The organism is Providencia sp. PROV_01 (assembly GCF_053098325.1).
In genome coordinates this window covers 2935835-2951879 of record NZ_JBRFKD010000002.1, presented here as the reverse complement: position 1 = coordinate 2951879, position 16045 = coordinate 2935835, and the positions used below count along the sequence as shown (strand labels likewise).

The 16045-nt window shown below is 38.5% G+C and carries 17 protein-coding genes; 9 read left to right on the top strand and 8 right to left on the bottom strand.

The genetic code is table 11. The annotated features are described in order from the left end of the window. The first annotated feature begins 186 nt into the window (after nucleotides 1–186). The gene (locus tag ACU696_RS14335; protein ID WP_004910425.1) at nucleotides 187–852 is read left to right on the top strand and encodes a riboflavin synthase; all 666 of its coding nucleotides are present in this window, start codon (nucleotides 187–189) and stop codon (nucleotides 850–852) included. 213 nt (nucleotides 853–1065) lie between these two features. Here the strand turns inward: ACU696_RS14335 and ACU696_RS14330 are convergent, their stop codons facing one another. From ACU696_RS14330 to punC, 3 genes are all read right to left on the bottom strand, one after another. Beyond that, the gene (locus tag ACU696_RS14330; protein ID WP_004910428.1) at nucleotides 1066–1338 is read right to left on the bottom strand and encodes a putative quinol monooxygenase; all 273 of its coding nucleotides are present in this window, start codon (nucleotides 1336–1338) and stop codon (nucleotides 1066–1068) included. 24 nt (nucleotides 1339–1362) lie between these two features. Next, entirely contained in the window at nucleotides 1363–2121 is a 759-nt protein-coding gene (locus ACU696_RS14325; RefSeq protein ID WP_226537834.1) for a helix-turn-helix transcriptional regulator, read from the bottom strand. Between the two features lie 311 nt (nucleotides 2122–2432). Continuing rightward, nucleotides 2433–3659 (bottom strand): purine nucleoside transporter PunC, encoded by a 1227-nt coding sequence (gene punC / locus ACU696_RS14320; protein WP_164528914.1) that lies wholly within the window; start codon nucleotides 3657–3659, stop codon nucleotides 2433–2435. A gap of 122 nt (nucleotides 3660–3781) precedes the next feature. Here punC and punR point away from each other — a divergent pair, with 122 nt between their 5' ends. Further along, on the top strand, nucleotides 3782–4687 hold the full coding sequence (gene punR, locus ACU696_RS14315; protein WP_004910433.1) for a DNA-binding transcriptional activator PunR: 906 nt from the start codon (nucleotides 3782–3784) through the stop codon (nucleotides 4685–4687). Between the two features lie 9 nt (nucleotides 4688–4696). Here the strand turns inward: punR and purR are convergent, their stop codons facing one another. Next, nucleotides 4697–5722 carry an HTH-type transcriptional repressor PurR gene (gene purR, locus ACU696_RS14310; protein ID WP_004910435.1) on the bottom strand — a complete coding sequence of 342 codons (1026 nt, stop codon included), beginning with the start codon at nucleotides 5720–5722 and terminating at the stop codon, nucleotides 4697–4699. Between the two features lie 440 nt (nucleotides 5723–6162). Further along, nucleotides 6163–6741 (bottom strand): superoxide dismutase [Fe], encoded by a 579-nt coding sequence (gene sodB, locus ACU696_RS14305; protein WP_110731882.1) that lies wholly within the window; start codon nucleotides 6739–6741, stop codon nucleotides 6163–6165. A gap of 479 nt (nucleotides 6742–7220) precedes the next feature. Here sodB and ACU696_RS14300 point away from each other — a divergent pair, with 479 nt between their 5' ends. Then, on the top strand, nucleotides 7221–7568 hold the full coding sequence (locus ACU696_RS14300) for a Grx4 family monothiol glutaredoxin (protein ID WP_004910439.1): 348 nt from the start codon (nucleotides 7221–7223) through the stop codon (nucleotides 7566–7568). A 99-nt stretch (nucleotides 7569–7667) separates the two neighbouring features. Here ACU696_RS14300 and rnt read toward each other — a convergent pair whose 3' ends face one another. Both rnt and gloA read right to left on the bottom strand, forming a co-directional pair. After that, nucleotides 7668–8312 carry a ribonuclease T gene (rnt, locus tag ACU696_RS14295; RefSeq protein ID WP_004910441.1) on the bottom strand — a complete coding sequence of 215 codons (645 nt, stop codon included), beginning with the start codon at nucleotides 8310–8312 and terminating at the stop codon, nucleotides 7668–7670. A 127-nt stretch (nucleotides 8313–8439) separates the two neighbouring features. Beyond that, nucleotides 8440–8847 carry a lactoylglutathione lyase gene (gloA, locus tag ACU696_RS14290; RefSeq protein WP_004910442.1) on the bottom strand — a complete coding sequence of 136 codons (408 nt, stop codon included), beginning with the start codon at nucleotides 8845–8847 and terminating at the stop codon, nucleotides 8440–8442. A gap of 166 nt (nucleotides 8848–9013) precedes the next feature. Between gloA and ACU696_RS14285 the strand changes: the two genes are divergently transcribed. Continuing rightward, on the top strand, nucleotides 9014–9253 hold the full coding sequence (locus ACU696_RS14285) for a DUF1289 domain-containing protein (protein WP_004910445.1): 240 nt from the start codon (nucleotides 9014–9016) through the stop codon (nucleotides 9251–9253). Nucleotides 9254–9788: 535 nt separating this feature from the next. Continuing rightward, nucleotides 9789–10223 carry a transcriptional regulator SlyA gene (gene slyA / locus ACU696_RS14280; protein WP_209101402.1) on the top strand — a complete coding sequence of 145 codons (435 nt, stop codon included), beginning with the start codon at nucleotides 9789–9791 and terminating at the stop codon, nucleotides 10221–10223. A 446-nt stretch (nucleotides 10224–10669) separates the two neighbouring features. Here the strand turns inward: slyA and ACU696_RS14275 are convergent, their stop codons facing one another. Next, nucleotides 10670–11137 (bottom strand): outer membrane lipoprotein, encoded by a 468-nt coding sequence (locus tag ACU696_RS14275; protein WP_004910448.1) that lies wholly within the window; start codon nucleotides 11135–11137, stop codon nucleotides 10670–10672. A gap of 533 nt (nucleotides 11138–11670) precedes the next feature. Between ACU696_RS14275 and anmK the strand changes: the two genes are divergently transcribed. From anmK to pdxY, 4 genes are all read left to right on the top strand, one after another. Then, nucleotides 11671–12792, top strand: coding sequence for an anhydro-N-acetylmuramic acid kinase (gene anmK / locus ACU696_RS14270; RefSeq protein ID WP_109911270.1), 1122 nt, complete (start codon nucleotides 11671–11673; stop codon nucleotides 12790–12792). A gap of 20 nt (nucleotides 12793–12812) precedes the next feature. Beyond that, complete coding sequence (gene pdxH / locus ACU696_RS14265; RefSeq protein ID WP_004910451.1) at nucleotides 12813–13466, top strand: pyridoxamine 5'-phosphate oxidase; 654 nt, start codon at nucleotides 12813–12815, stop codon at nucleotides 13464–13466. Nucleotides 13467–13627: 161 nt separating this feature from the next. Then, nucleotides 13628–14902, top strand: coding sequence for a tyrosine--tRNA ligase (gene tyrS / locus ACU696_RS14260; protein WP_109911271.1), 1275 nt, complete (start codon nucleotides 13628–13630; stop codon nucleotides 14900–14902). 233 nt (nucleotides 14903–15135) lie between these two features. Continuing rightward, on the top strand, nucleotides 15136–15999 hold the full coding sequence (pdxY, locus tag ACU696_RS14255) for a pyridoxal kinase PdxY (RefSeq protein ID WP_109911272.1): 864 nt from the start codon (nucleotides 15136–15138) through the stop codon (nucleotides 15997–15999). Nucleotides 16000–16045 lie beyond the last annotated feature (46 nt).

Sequence of the window (16045 nt, the reverse complement as noted above, 5' to 3'; positions counted from 1 at the left end):
CATTCTATCCCGTTTCTAAATAGATTCCAATAATGATATGGTAACAAACTATAAAAGAGCATTTTCAAGCCTAATATATTACTGAATATAAGGTTTATTATCGTGTTGTTTACCACTCAAATAGGATAGATCTCTAAAAATTCTGATGTAAACTGAGTCTATTAATCCACTACACTGAGAATCATTATGTTTACAGGCATTGTTCAAGCGACTGCTCCTATTATTGAAATTACAGAAAGAGCCAACTTTAGAACTCATGTAATGAAGTTTACCCCAGAATTGCTGAAAGGTTTAGAAACAGGGGCCTCCGTTGCGCATAATGGTTGTTGTTTGACGGTAACAAAAATTGATGGCGAAAGAGTCAGTTTTGATCTAATTAAAGAAACCCTGAGATTAACTAATTTGGGGGAATTGCAAGAAGGTGATGTTGTTAATATCGAACGTGCCGCAAAATACGGTGACGAAATAGGTGGGCATGTTGTTTCTGGTCATATTATGACAACCGCTGAAATTAGTAAAATCTTCACATCTGAAGATAACCATCAAATTTGGTTGTCAATTCATGATAAACCATTAATGAAATACATTTTACATAAAGGATTTGTAGCGATTGATGGTATTAGTTTAACTGTCGGTGACGTGATCAATAATCGTTTTTGTGTGCATCTCATTCCTGAAACATTAGAGAGAACAACATTAGGTAAAAAACGTTTGGGTGATAAAATAAATATTGAGATAGATCCACAAACTCAGGCGATTGTTGATACTGTTGAGCGTGTTTTAAATCAAAAAGAACAAGAAAGATTATTACAACAAGCAGAAGAATTGGCTGACGCAGCAAAAACAGAGTAAATAGGCATGCAAAGTAATAACCGTGTTTCGTGCTTGAAAGATAAATAGCGGCATAAACAGTCAGGTAGGCTATAGCAATAATGGTTTATGCTATAGCCTGAATGAAACACGTTCAATCTTTGTTTCTTGAATGTAGGTTATGAAGTTCTATTAAATAAAGATGATTAAAATTCTCAAAAATGACAACTAGCTCTAGCTTTCATTATTAATAGATCATCTTTCACTAAAATTGACAGAAAAGCTGGCGTTATCACGTTCAATTGCTTCAACTAATCGCCTGAAATGAGGGCTATTTTTATGCATCTCTAATGCCTGAGTGTCTTCCCATTCCTCGAAAACAATGTAACCATTCTCTTTAGCCATAAGATCATATTGAATGCATCCTTTCTCTCGGCGGCTTAGTTTTGCTAAGTCACGAACGATTTCTTTCGTTAAATACCCATCCGTCCTTTCTGTTGTAATTTGGGCATACACAACAATACTCATTCCGTTCTCCTTATGTATTAAGAACTATCTTAATGGGTACTTAGTTTTTGTATTGTAAAAAAGCGAATAACTCGATTTTAAAAATGCCGACGGCGTCATAGTAAAGTATCTTTTAAAATCACGGTAAAAGTGGGATTGATCATAATAGCCTGTTTCAAACCAGCGGTAGGTGTCTTGTTCTACTACCATACTTTTTAAAACATGTTCTAAGCGACAATTGATCTGGTACCTTTTTGGCGTAATACCATATTCTTTTAGAAACTCTTTTTGAATGACACGGACATGTAAGCCGGTCTCTTCGGCAATTTCAGTGATTTTTTTAGTTGGGTTACGATATAGCAACTCTAAGATTTCATCTATGAAATGAGGTTTTTTCTTGGCTTTTGTCTTATTAAAACACTCTAACAGCTCTTTAAATGAAGAATTAGCTAAAGCTTCAAACCAGCGGTCTTCCCATATGCCACTCAATGCGATGGGTTTATCCGTATAATTTAGTGTGCTTTGAGGTAGTAAAAAACGTAAGGCATCATGACGAATACGTAATACCATGACTTTAGAATGATTGGGGCTAGCAGTAAACGTATTAACCCTAGGAATAATAAGTTGGTATGAGTCTGCGACTGAGTCGCTCTCTGTTGTCATGCAAAAAGCATCTGATGAAACCCAGATTTCAGCACCAGTTCCAGGGAAAATTTTAATTGCCTCTGTAAACTCTTTGATTATCAAAATAGAACTAACAAAGGATTTTAATTCATCTGGTGGATAATACTGTTTTAACATCATTTTTGAGCACTCATTATTTAATGTCGCAATGATAACGTTTTTTAACAAGAAAATTAACCAAGAAATATCTATATCTTAGTAGATGACAAAATAAAAGCCTTATTTTTTAGTGAAATCCGCTTTGAATAAAGAAAATTGATGAGAGAATATTAGGGGTTGTAAGTTAAGAATAATGGGTTATATAGCAACATACTTAATAAATATTACCGTATCCTCACAAGTGCTATACACTGAAGGAACATTTTCTTGAATTCACTAAAATAAAAACCATGCCGAGTCTTATCGGCATGGTTGATTCAGTAAACTACACTTTATGAATTCGCATGGTAATCGACTTGCTTAAGAGTTTGATTGTTTTTGCTGGCACAACGTTGCATAAAATAGCCAATGGCCATTGGAATAATTGTGACTGCCATGACCCCGGTTGTTGCCAACAATGGATCGAAGGTCAAGGCAGAAACAAGTAGGCTTGCTAAAAAACATAGCCCTAATTGTAAGGCATTTTGTAACGCAGCTGCTTTACCACTCGCACTAGGAAATGTATTTAGTGCTTTAGATACTGCAATTGGGTAAGAGGCTCCATTCATTGCTGCCATAAAGCAGAATGGAATCAAGATCATGGTTAATGATGGTGTGGTATAGATAGCCATGATAAATAAAATGGACATGCTTAGCGCGTAACCAAGAAGTAACAATGGAAATATTGTTTCTGCTCGGATTTTTGCTAATAAAATACGGCAGCCATATCCACCAATAATGAAGGCTAGAGTTTGTGGAATATAACTCAAACCAATATCAGCAGGATTGAAGCCCATATTGCGTAAAATAAAGGGAGAACCTGTTAGCCAAGCGAAGAAACCTGCACTACAGGATGCATAAACTAGTACGTTGCCGCTGAAAACAGGGGAACTGAGCAAATTTGAGAAAGAAATCTTAGCTTGTGGTTGGTTGTCATCAGTTATTGTTTTAACTGAAACATTTTTCAAAAAGAGCGTTGGTAATAAAAGTAATATACCCACCGCCATTAGGATCAGGAAAATTGCTTCCCATGTTTGGTGCTCAAGAACCCATGCACCTAATAATGGCGCTAAAGCAGGGGATAGCGCGACTAGCGGCATAATAGAAGCAAAAACTTTTTGGGTATTTGCTTCATCATAGCGGTCGATAACTAGTGCTTGCCACAAAACAGCCGCGGAGCAGACTCCAACCGCCTGTAAAAAACGTAGTGTTAATAGCTGTGTTGCGGTTTCCACCCAATAAATAGCTAAGCTACTTAAAATGAAAATAGTTAAGCCCACAATGAGAACAGGCTTACGGCCAAGTTTGTCTGATAATGGCCCCCATAATAGCTGAGCGAAGGCAAAACCAGCTAAAAAGATACTGAGAGAAGCACTGATCGCGCCTTCGGATGTATGCAGGGTGTCTTGCATAGCACCAAATGCAGGTAAATACATATCAATGGCTAAAAACCCCAGCATGCTAAGTCCTGCAAGGTACACCATAAATCCAGGGGCGTTTTTTTTCACAGTATTCGACATAATTATTACTTATCTGATATTTAAAAAAATGTTAATGATGACGCCATTGTATAGGCTATTTTTTTAGGTTGTGAAACGGTAATATTTGGATCTTGTTATCAAAATTTTTGAAAGGAGAAGTTATGTGGTCTGCGCATGCACTCGAAGTGATTGATGCAGTTGCTCGAACTGGAAGCTTTAGTGGTGCTGCTGAAGAATTGCACCGTGTACCTTCTGCAATCAGCTATACCGTTAAGCAAGTTGAAGAATGGCTTGCGGTTCCTCTGTTTGAGCGTCGACATCGTGATGTTGTGCTAACGGAAGCTGGGGCGATATTTATTAAGGAGAGCCGTTCTGTTATCAAAAAAATGACAGATACTCGTCACCAGTGTCAGCAAGTTGCGAATGGTTGGCGTGGTCAATTTAGTATTGCCGTTGATTGTATTGTCAAACCACAGCGGACAGAACAGCTAATTCTTGATTTTTATCGTCATTTTCCTGATATCGAACTCTTTATTCATCCAGAGGTGTTTAATGGGGTGTGGGATGCACTTGCTGATGGGCGTGTAGATGTTGCGATTGGTGCGACTCGAGCATCTCCAATTGGTGAAAGGTATAGTTTCCGTGATATGGGTTTTATGTCGTGGATGTGTGTTGCAAGCCCAGAGCACCCATTAGCCAGAATAGGTGAAAAACTGACCGATGATCAAATGAGAGAGTACCCTAGTTTGTGCCTTGAAGATACTTCACGTAACCTACCCAAACGTGATACTTGGGCTCTTGATAACCAGCGTCGGCTTGTTGTGCCTTACTGGGAAAATGGCTTAGCTTGTTTAGTTAATGGGTTATGTGTTGGGATGGTACCTGAGCATCGAGCGGCTCCGCTTTGTGAAAACGGCCAATTAGTTGAACTATCATTAGCGCAGCCTTTTCCACCCAGTCCTTGCTGTTTAACTTGGGTGGAAAATAATACATCACCAGCGCTCAGCTGGTTGTTAGATTACCTTGGCGATAACGAAACGCTTAACGCAGAGTGGCTTTCAACCTAGTTATTCGTACTATCGGCGGTAATCGATAAATGGACCATCTGCAACAGAACGACGTTCTACAAGGCGAGGGTGGACTTCGATTGTTTGAGCATCTTCGCGCTTATTGACGATACGATCGAGCAGCATTGTGAAGGCCATTTGCCCTAAACGCTCTTTGGGTTGGTGGATTGTGGTCAATGCCGGTGTAAAATAGCGCGCATTTCGCACATTATCATAGCCAATGATTGAAATATCTTGTGGAACACGTAATCCCATTTCATCAGCGGCACAAATTGCTCCCATTGCCATGATATCACCACCACAAAATACAGCGGTAGGGCGCTGTTTATGGCTTAAAATTTGCGTCATTGCTTTATAGCCAGACTCAGGTTCGAAATCCCCCTGAACTATCCATTCTTCTTTTAGTGTAATTTTGGCCTCTTCCATTGCTTTTTTGAAGCCAGTTAAACGTCCAATACCTGTATTTCTTTCAAGTGAACCAGGGATCACTCCAATATCGCGATGCCCACGGTCAATTAAATAGCGACCTGCTAGGTATCCACCATGGAACGAGTTATCAATAATGCTATCTGTAAAATCGCCACGAGAAGTTCCCCAGTCCATGACTACCATTGGGATATTGCGGTAATCTTCTAGCATACCAATTAAGGTATCAGGGTACTCGGAACACATCACAAGTAAGCCATCAACGCGCTTTTGTGCTAGCATCTGTAAATACGCTTTTTGTTTTCCCAAATTGTTATGAGAATTACAAAGAATCAGCGTATAGCCTTTTTCATAACAGCTATTTTCAACAGATTCGATCACCTCAGCGAAGTAAGGCGCTTCACTGGAAGTTGCTAACAACCCAATCGACTTTGTGTGGTTAACTTTTAAACTACGGGCAACCGCACTTGGCGAATAATTGAGCTCTTTAATTGCAGCCCAAACCGCAGCCTTAGTGTCATCAGCTACAAAGCGCGTTTTATTAATAACATGGGATACGGTTGTGGTAGATACGCCAGCGCGCTTCGCCACATCTTTAATCGTTGCCATGGGGGAAAAAAACTCCTGACCAATAACCGGTCTCTATAAGAATTCTTGTTAAAAAATTACCTGCATATTGATGCATTGATCCTTTGCTGGCAATAATTTAGCGATTTGTTGTCGATTTTGTCTGATCTAGCGCAAAAACGAAAGAAATAATTGATGTTATAACATGTGATATAGACACTAGTTTTACTTTTTTGGATATGTATACTTAATAACCTTTATTATTTCATGGTTATTTATTAATTCAATTACATTAGAATGAGAGGAACTCATGGATACAGATGTTAAATATGGATTGCTTGCTGCGCTGGGCTCATTAGCATTAATTATCTTTCTTGCTGCGCATATTTTCTGATTTTATTTCAGCCTTGAGTAGGGTGAATTTAAAAGGGCGAGTATATCTCGCCCTTGCTGTATCTAAACTTAGCAACAAGCAGAAATTGTTATGCTAAATTTTCTTCCACAAATTTCCAGTTAACCAGTGCCCAGAAGTTTTCTAAATATTTAGGGCGAGCGTTACGGTAATCGATATAGTAAGCGTGCTCCCAAATATCAACAGTTAACACGGGCTTATCATCACCAGAAATAGGTGTTGCAGCGTTAGATGTATTCACTATAGCAAGGCTACCATCTGCTTTTTTCACCAGCCATGTCCAACCTGCACCAAAATTTTTGGTTGCTGCATCAGTAAATTGAGCTTTAAATTCAGCGAAAGAACCGAATGATTTATTGATTGCATCAGCTACTTTACCTGTTGGTTCACCACCTGCATTTGGCGCTAAGCAATTCCAATAGAAAGTGTGATTCCAAACTTGTGCTGCGTTGTTAAAAACTCCGGCTTCAGAAGTTTTGATAATTTCTTCTAAAGATTTTCCTTCAAAGTCAGTGCCTTTGATTAGGTTATTTAAGTTAACAACGTACGTGTTATGGTGCTTACCATAGTGATATTCTAAGGTTTCAGCTGAGATATAAGGTTCTAAAGCATCTTTTGCATACGGTAAAGCGGGTAGTTCAAATGACATTGCGTACTCCTTGATTGCTTTTATATCAAAAAACTTAGGGTGTTTGCTCTTAAAATGAGCGAAATAGTCGGTTACTGCTTATCATTAGAGTTTCGCCTATCGGCGATATGATATTTAATATATTAATGATAACACGTTAAACCTTACAAAGGTAAAGGTAATAACGTTACACAGATGTTAACAAATAAATAGGGGAGTTACACATAGAAATCATATGGATATTGCGAATGGATGACCTGAATATATCAAATATGCATTTTTAACTAGAAATAGCTGCTTGTTTGACTTAGGTAAAGAGAAGATAGAAAAGATGCCTTTTTGCTTTTTGGAATGCTATAGTAATGCCCCTATAAAACTGGCATATTGTATGAAACAATTCAGTTTCTTATTATATCAGTCAATGTATTCTGTTAAGTTGCGGTAGACTCTCAGTTACCGGCTGACTGCAAACCTGCATCTTTGTTTTAAGGAAGTTAAAAATGACAACTATTGAAAGAATTGAGCGCCAAATTAAAGAAAACCCAATTTTATTATATATGAAAGGCTCTCCTAAACTTCCGAGCTGTGGTTTTTCTGCTCAAGCAGTACAAGCTCTGTCTTCTTGTGGTGAGCGTTTTGCTTATGTTGATATCTTACAAAACCCAGATATTCGCGCTGAATTGCCAAAATACGCAAACTGGCCGACTTTTCCACAATTATGGGTGGATGGTGAGCTGGTCGGTGGCTGTGATATCATCATGGAAATGTTCCAGCGTGGTGAGCTCCAGTCTCTAATCAAAGAAACTGCGGATAAATATCGTCCAGCAGATGAAGCTAGCGCAGACTAAATTAAGCCACAAATAAAAGACGTAAAAACCGTATTTGACGAAGGCATTTTTGCTTTACATCAAATACGGTTTTTTCTGTCATGGTGATTTACTAAAAGATTATTGACTGTCTTCAATAATTGGCCAACCACCCAATTTTTTCCACTTATTAACGATTTCACAAAATAGCAAAGCCGTGCGATTCGTATCATACAGTGCGCCATGAGCTTGTTTACCATCGAATGGGATACCCGCAGAAACACAAGCTTTTGCCAGAATTGTTTGACCAAATACAAGGCCACTCAGTGCTGCAGTATCGAAGGTCGCAAATGGATGGAAAGGATTACGTTTTAAACCTGCTCGCTCGGCCGCATTCATGACAAAGCTGTGATCAAAATTAGCATTATGAGCGACAATAATTGCGCGATTACAATCTGTGTTTTTCATTCCTTTGCGAATGACTTTAAATATCGCATGAAGGGCGTCATATTCGCTAACAGCACCGCGTAGAGGGTTTGTTGGATCAATTCCGGTGAAGGCAAGAGCGGACGGTTCAAGATTCGCCCCTTCAAAAGGTTCTACATGAAAATGCAATGTTTCATCCATGGAGAGCCAGCCGTCTTTATCCATTTTTAAGGTGATGGCAGCAATTTCTAACAGGCCGTCAGTTTTTGCATTAAACCCACCAGTTTCAACATCAATAACGACAGGATAGTATCCCCTAAAGCGGTTCACTAGGGCGTTTGGATTGTTTTTTTCAGACATTAGGACTTTCGATTTTAGTTTTCTAGTTGGATGACATTATGTCAAAACCAGTAAAAATTTGCAGGTAAACGGTGATAGAAGTTTAGGTGCTAAGTTAGGTACCTAAACTTCTAAATCATATCGCGAATTAATGGCCTAAGCCTTTACTTGCGCTTTTATTTTCGATCAGTTCAATTTTATAACCATCAGGATCTTCCACAAATGCAATCACAGTGGTTCCGCCCTTAACAGGGCCCGCTTCACGTGTGACGTTTCCACCTGCGTTACGGATATCATCGCACGTTTTTGCAACATCATCGACGCCTAGAGCGATATGACCATATGCATTACCCATATCGTATTGGTCAACACCCCAGTTATAGGTCAACTCTATGACGGCGCCTTCACTTTCATCGCTGTAACCAACAAACGCGAGAGAGTATTTATACTCTGTGTTTTCACTCGTTCTTAATAAGCGCATGCCTAACACTTTTGTGTAAAAATCAATAGAACGCTGCATATCAGTAACACGTAACATAGTATGGAGTAAGCGCATTTTAAACCTCTTAGAATCAGCCTGAATCGATTTACCTATTAATATAACGTGCTTAAATTAATAAATACAATGATTACAGTTTGTTTTTTGAACAAATAATGGTAATACTCATTTTTAGGAGTATATCACAGATTTAATGTGATTTTTTCTTTTGAAGGGGAAACTTATGGCCGAACAACTTGAATTTTTTGAGATCCCCAGCCCTTGCCGTGGTATTTGTCAAAGTAATGAGCAAGGTTATTGTCGAGGTTGTTACCGCACTCGTGATGAACGCTTTAATTGGCTAAAATTCTCGGATACTGAAAAACGAAATGTACTTCGTTTATGTCGCCAACGCTATTTAAGAATATTAAATAAAAAACCAGATCAAGAAAAAATCATCGATAAGCAACAACGACTCTTTTAATCCCCAGCTTCTTAAATTTCATTAGGAATAAAACAAATGTTTTATTCCTAATGTGAATTAATTCAACTGGAATTAATGATAAGCTATTTATTTCTTGGTTTATATTTCAATGAAATTTTATTTATTAAAAATTAGTATAGGTTAAATCAAAATGACTGTAATTAACATGATTTTAAGATTAACTATATTCATTTGTTTTTTAAAGGTTTATTTGTCGTTGTTTTTTTTATTGTTATTCATGACTACTATAAGAGGTAAAATAGATAGATCAAAAAGGAGAGTGCGGCTATTCTTATTAATAAGATAATTGATAGGTTATCTTATTAAGCCTGGATTGAGATAATGGATGAGTTTGCGAAGTATTAATGGGAGTTATACCACATAATAAACCAGTCATTATAACTAGAAATAGGTATTTAATAGCTAATGTATAAATAAAAAGTTGTAAATATAAAAGGAAATTAATATATAATTCAAAAAATAATATGAAGACGGTATGTTTTTTAGACATTATAATTATATAAAGGAGGGTAAATTGGAATCACAAATTGGGACAGAGTTATCACGTGTTGTTCGCATGTGGAGAGCATTAATCGACTATTGTTTGAAGCCTCTTAAACTCACACAGACACATTGGGTTACATTACATAATATAAGTCAACTACCACCTGAACAATCACAAATACAGTTAGCGAAAGCGATTGGTATTGAGCAGCCTTCATTAGTAAGAACTCTAGATCAGTTGGAGGAAAAAAAACTTATTTCTAGGCATACTTGCACAAATGATAGGAGAGCTAAAAGAATAAAATTAACTGAAGAATCTGAACCTTTTATTAAAACTGTAGATCAAGTCATAAATAATACGCGTCTAGAAATATTGAATAACATTAGCCAAGATGAGCTTTATCAGTTGTCACAATTACTTCTGAAGCTTGAAAAGAATATTTTAAGACTGCAAAATGATTCTTGATGTGAAAATAATATGACTAGCTAATAAATGATATGCTAATTATTAAATTGGTAATAAAAATAATTGGATCATGCAATTTTTATAGGGTAATAATAGGATGAGCAATCACACTCGGTTATTGTTCTTGTTGAATGATTGCTGTGAAATATAATTAAAGTTGTAAATTGTATGTCTTGACGTTGCTTTTGTTTTTTTATTAGCTAATTCATTGGTGTGTATTAATTAATAACAAACAATTGATTAGAGGGGATAGGCTAAAATAAGTTTATTGGTTTGAAAGCAAGGCATTTATGTGTAAACAAGAATTTACATTACTTAAAAGCCATGCATGATAAATATAAAATATGATTATCAAACATAAAGTTATTATATTATTCAGCAATATTTTTATAAGAAATGCTCACCGGCAATAGCCGGTGAGCATACCTAATTTAGTAACCGTAAGATTATCGAGGAGATACAGTAACGGTATTTCCGCTATTCGCAATCATAACGCGTTGACCATTACGGAAGGTGTTTGGGTCTTGTTTTTGAACTACAACAATGTTTTTGCCGCTATCGAGGCGGATTTCTAATTGAACACCTTGGCTTCTATTTAATGCGCCTTGAGCTTCTTGGCCAGCTAAGCCACCAGCGATAGCACCCGCAGCAGTTGCTAATGTGTTACCTGTCCCACCACCGATAGTGTTACCTAATAACCCACCAAGTACTGCACCACCAATGGCGCCAATTACGTTGCCGTCTTCACCAGCTTGAATAGTCACAGGGCGAGCATTCAGAACAGTACCATAAGTCACAGTCTGTACCTGTTTCGCATCCTTGGCTGAAATAGTATCACCAGAAAGCGTACTGGTATTGACACAGCCTGATAAAGCTGCAACTGCTACAACACCTACAAAAACTTTCTTAAGCATAAGAACTCCTATGAGATTTGCTGTCTGTGGCACTAACATAGCATCGTATATTTGTTTTCACCATAAACACAACAAGTATCAAAATAATGGTATTAAAAAGCGATGGTTAGATTACCGATATTGATTTAAATAAAGTGTAAACACTAGGTAAAATATCTCAAATTCGCGATTATTTCATTCAATAAGGCACTCTTTGTTAAATATTCAATAGGGTAGTCAGCTTATGAGCATCTTTTCGCACCCGTTGCCAAACAGAAATAAGGTGTTAAAACTTTAGCTGAGGTACAGAACCGTAATGCCGAGCTGATAAATATATTATGTACCATTATATTGGAAATGAAAATTTCAGGTATTACAAAACGTCTTTTTTATTTGGGTTGTCTAGCAATTTTGAGTTTTAAAGCATTTATTTATTATTCCTGCGAAGCGCGCCGAGAAATTGCATCGAATTGTTGACAAAATTTGTCATCAAAGCACAATCTTTTGTAGTCGAGCGTTGTAAAGTCAATGTGCACTCTGAAGGAACAAGAATAATGATGAAATCAGGTCGTTACATAGGGGTTATGTCAGGAACTAGCCTAGATGGTGTTGATGTCGTTCTTGCTGCAATTAGTGACAAATTTGTCGCAGAGCAATCCAGTTTGAGTGTTGCATTTCCTATTGGATTAAAAAAAAGAATTTTAGATATATGCCAAGGACAAGTAACAACGCTATCAGAGGTTGGTAAAATTGATAGAGAGCTAGGCTCTTTATATGCAGATGCAATAAACCAGCTTCTTACTCAAACAGGGCTAACATCCGAAGATATCATTGCCATTGGTTGCCATGGTCAAACTGTTTGGCATGAGCCTGATGGCGAGCAACCTTTTACTATGCAGTTAGGTGATAATAACCGTATTGCGGCTTTAACGGGGATCACAACGGTAGGTGATTTCCGGCGAAGAGATATGGCTTATGGGGGGCAGGGGGCACCTTTAGTTCCTGCATTTCATTTAGCTGTTTTAGGGCATTCTACAGAAAAACGAATTGTACTAAATATTGGTGGAATAGCTAATGTGACAGCTTTGTTACCTGGTGCTTATGTCAAAGGCTATGACACTGGACCTGGCAATATGTTAATGGATACCTGGAGTTGGCGTATTAAGCAAAAGGCATTCGATAAAGATGGTGAATGGGCCAGTCGTGGTCAAGTTGACCATGCATTACTAAAAGCGATGCTAAGTGACCCATACTTTAGGCGTTCATCACCGAAAAGTACGGGGCGAGAGTATTTCAACACACAATGGTTAGAACAGCATTTGGCTCATTTTCCTTCAATTTCAGTCGATGATGTGCAAGCAACGTTATGCGAATTGACAGCAGCCTCTATTGCAGAGCAAGTGTTACTATGTGGCGGTTGTGAGCGTTTGATAGTCTGCGGTGGCGGAGCAAAAAATATCTTTTTAATGCAGCGGATGGCAGCCTTACTGCCTGGGATTGAAGTGGCGCCAAGTGATAAATTTGGTCTGAGTGGGGATGATATGGAAGCTTTGGCATTTGCATGGTTAGCTGCTCGAACCATTTCTGGGCTTTCAGGGAATTTGGCTTCTGTAACTGGTGCAAGCCAAGAAACTGTGCTTGGGGCGATATACCCTAAAAATAGCAATAAAAAATAATTGTGGTTAAGGATGCAAAAATGAACGAACTAGGTGAGATTGATCTCGCAGCAGTACGTCGAGAATACACAAAAGGTGGGTTAAGACGCCATGATTTAACACCAAACCCATTGACCCTTTTCGAACTATGGATGAAGCAGGCATGTGAAGCTCGTTTGAGTGACCCAACAGCCATGTGTGTTGCTACGGTGGATGAAACCGGGCAACCCTACCAGCGTATCGTACTATTAAAACATTTTGATGATAAAGGCCTTGTATTTTATACCAATTTAGGTAGCCGAAAAGCGCAGCATTTAGAAAAAAACAATAAAATTAGCCTGCATTTTCCATGGTATCCATTAGAGCGCCAAGTTAATTTCATAGGCGTTGCCGAACGTTTAAACCCTATTGAAGTAATTAAATATTTTCATAGTCGGCCAAAAGATAGCCAAATTGCAGCATGGGCATCAGCGCAATCTTCTAAAATCTCAGCACGTGGTATTTTAGAAGGGAAATTCTTAGAGCTAAAACAAAAGTTTAAGAATGGTGACGTCCCACTACCCAGTTTTTGGGGGGGATATCGAGTGGTATTTGATAGTGTTGAATTTTGGCAAGGTGGTGCTCACCGTTTGCATGACCGTTTTTTATACCAGCGAGAAGAGAGTGGCTGGAAAATTGACAGATTAGCCCCTTAGGATCATGTTTTTTAGCTGGCACTTAATTGATATGCGCTTTATGCTATAGCTTCATTTAAGAAAACTGACAAATTACACTGGTGAGTTTTTGACAAACCTCTCAAACTTACTGGTCATTTAAACCAATATAGATAGACAAAATACAACTGATGGAGTCATTGATGTCTAGCAATAACCTGATTAAACAATTGCAAGAGCGGGGCCTCGTTGCCCAGGTAACGGATGAGGATGCGTTAGCAGAGAGACTGGCGCAGGGCCCTATCTCTCTCTATTGTGGCTTCGATCCTACCGCTGATAGCTTGCATTTGGGACATCTGGTTCCTTTGCTGTGTTTAAAACGATTCCAACTAGCCGGGCACAAGCCTGTGGCGTTGGTCGGTGGCGCAACGGGCCTTATTGGAGATCCGAGCTTTAAAGCTACTGAACGTAAATTAAACACCACAGAAACCGTTCAAGAGTGGGTAGAGAAAATTCGTAACCAAGTTTCACCATTTCTAAGTTTTGATTGCGGTGATAACAGTGCACGCCTTGCTAACAACTATGATTGGTTTGGCAAAATGGATGTACTGACTTTCTTGCGTGATATTGGTAAGCACTTTTCTGTTAACCAAATGATTAACCGTGAGTCTGTTAAGCAACGCTTAAATCGTGATGACGTTGGTATCTCTTTTACTGAGTTTGCTTATAACCTTTTACAAGGTTATGACTTTGCAAATTTGAACAAAGAGATGGGTGTGGAACTGCAAATTGGTGGTTCTGACCAATGGGGTAACATCACTTCTGGTATCGATTTAACTCGCCGTCTACACCAAAACCAAGTATTTGGCATGACGGTACCTTTGATTACCAAAGCAGACGGTACTAAATTCGGTAAAACTGAGGGTGGTGCAGTTTGGTTAGACTCCAAGAAAACTAGTCAATATAAATTCTACCAGTTCTGGATCAACACTGCAGATGCCGATGTTTATCGCTTCTTAAAATTCTTCACATTTATGGAAATAGATGAAATTAATGCACTGGAAGAAGAAGATAAAAACAGCGGAAAAGCGCCTCGGGCTCAATATGTATTGGCAGAATTAGTCACTAAACTGGTACATGGTGAAGAAGGGCTTGCTGCTGCAAAACGTATTACTGAAAGCTTATTCTCTGGTGCAGTATCTGATTTAACTGAAGCTGATTTTGAACAATTAGCTCAAGATGGTATTCCTTGTATTACCTTAGAAGCAGGTGCTGATTTACAGCAAGCTTTAGTAGATTCAGAGTTAACGCCTTCTCGTGGGCAAGCAAGAACGGCAATTAGTTCTAACGCGGTATCTATTAATGGCCAGAAACAAACTGAGCCAATGTATGTCTTCTCTGATGCAGACCGCCTGTTTGGGCGTTATACATTGATCCGTCGCGGTAAGAAAAACGACTGTTTAATTAATTGGAAATAGCTCTGACTAACCTTTGTAATATCAGCCCGGAATCTTCCGGGCTATACTCGTCATAATTCAAACTGTATTGGTGTTGACTTCGCTAGGCTCTCTGAATTGCATACTGATGTATGTCCTCGGCTTATTTTCTTATGTCACCTATATATGACTTGGATTATTTGGAGTGTATTCATATTTGCAATGGGTAATCACTGATTTCTCTTCATTCGACATAACAATTTTTTGGGTTCTCAATGAAAAGCGTATTATCAATTCAATCCCATGTTGTTTTCGGCCATGCAGGAAACAGTGCTGCTGCATTTCCTATGTGCCGAATGGGCGTAGATGTGTGGCCACTCAATACCGTACAATTTTCGAATCATACACAGTACTCACAATGGACTGGAAGTGTCTTTCCAGCGCAGCACTTAACCGATATCGTTGATGGTTTAGCTAAAATCCATAAATTAGAAATTTGTGATGCTGTATTAAGTGGCTATATTGGGTCTGCAGAGCAAGGGAATGATATTCTTGCTATCGTGCAAAGAGTAAAAGCAGCAAACCCCCGAGCCCTGTATTTTTGTGATCCAGTCATGGGGCATCCTGAGAAGGGTTGCATTGTTGCTCCTGGGGTTGCTGAATTCCTTTGTGAGCGCGCACTGGCTGCTAGTGATGTCATCGCACCAAATTTACTAGAACTAGAAACCTTAACGGGTAGAACCATTAAAAATGTCGACGAGGCCGCGCAAGCTGCCCGTGAATTGTGCCACAAAGGCCCTAAAATAGTGCTTGTTAAGCATTTAAGTCGTGCGGGATATCGTGCTGATCGTTTTGAGATGATTTTGGTTACTGCGGAACATAGCTGGCATGTTAGTCGTCCATTAGTTGATTTTGGTGAAAAACAACCTGTTGGTGTTGGTGATTTGACCAGTGGTTTAATGTTGGTTAACTTATTGAAAGGTGAGCCTTTAGATAAGGGATTAGAGCACGTCGCAGCTGCGGTATATGAAGTGATGATAAAAACCAAAGAAATGGAAGAATACGAATTACAACTCGTTGCTGCTCAAGACAAAATGGTTAACCCAAAACATAATTTCTGTGCAACACAATTAGATTAAATTGATTTGTATTATCAAAGATAGCGCTCTACTGAAAGAGCGCTAT

Coding starts and splice junctions, on each gene's coding strand:
- ACU696_RS14335 (WP_004910425.1), top strand. CDS start 187: ATGTTTACAGGCATTGTTCAAGCGACTGCTCCTATTATTGAAATTACA.
- ACU696_RS14330 (WP_004910428.1), bottom strand. CDS start 1,338: ATGAGTATTGTTGTGTATGCCCAAATTACAACAGAAAGGACGGATGGG.
- ACU696_RS14325 (WP_226537834.1), bottom strand. CDS start 2,121: ATGATGTTAAAACAGTATTATCCACCAGATGAATTAAAATCCTTTGTT.
- punC (WP_164528914.1), bottom strand. CDS start 3,659: ATGTCGAATACTGTGAAAAAAAACGCCCCTGGATTTATGGTGTACCTT.
- punR (WP_004910433.1), top strand. CDS start 3,782: ATGTGGTCTGCGCATGCACTCGAAGTGATTGATGCAGTTGCTCGAACT.
- purR (WP_004910435.1), bottom strand. CDS start 5,722: ATGGCAACGATTAAAGATGTGGCGAAGCGCGCTGGCGTATCTACCACA.
- sodB (WP_110731882.1), bottom strand. CDS start 6,741: ATGTCATTTGAACTACCCGCTTTACCGTATGCAAAAGATGCTTTAGAA.
- ACU696_RS14300 (WP_004910439.1), top strand. CDS start 7,221: ATGACAACTATTGAAAGAATTGAGCGCCAAATTAAAGAAAACCCAATT.
- rnt (WP_004910441.1), bottom strand. CDS start 8,312: ATGTCTGAAAAAAACAATCCAAACGCCCTAGTGAACCGCTTTAGGGGA.
- gloA (WP_004910442.1), bottom strand. CDS start 8,847: ATGCGCTTACTCCATACTATGTTACGTGTTACTGATATGCAGCGTTCT.
- ACU696_RS14285 (WP_004910445.1), top strand. CDS start 9,014: ATGGCCGAACAACTTGAATTTTTTGAGATCCCCAGCCCTTGCCGTGGT.
- ACU696_RS14275 (WP_004910448.1), bottom strand. CDS start 11,137: ATGCTTAAGAAAGTTTTTGTAGGTGTTGTAGCAGTTGCAGCTTTATCA.
- anmK (WP_109911270.1), top strand. CDS start 11,671: ATGATGAAATCAGGTCGTTACATAGGGGTTATGTCAGGAACTAGCCTA.
- pdxH (WP_004910451.1), top strand. CDS start 12,813: ATGAACGAACTAGGTGAGATTGATCTCGCAGCAGTACGTCGAGAATAC.
- tyrS (WP_109911271.1), top strand. CDS start 13,628: ATGTCTAGCAATAACCTGATTAAACAATTGCAAGAGCGGGGCCTCGTT.
- pdxY (WP_109911272.1), top strand. CDS start 15,136: ATGAAAAGCGTATTATCAATTCAATCCCATGTTGTTTTCGGCCATGCA.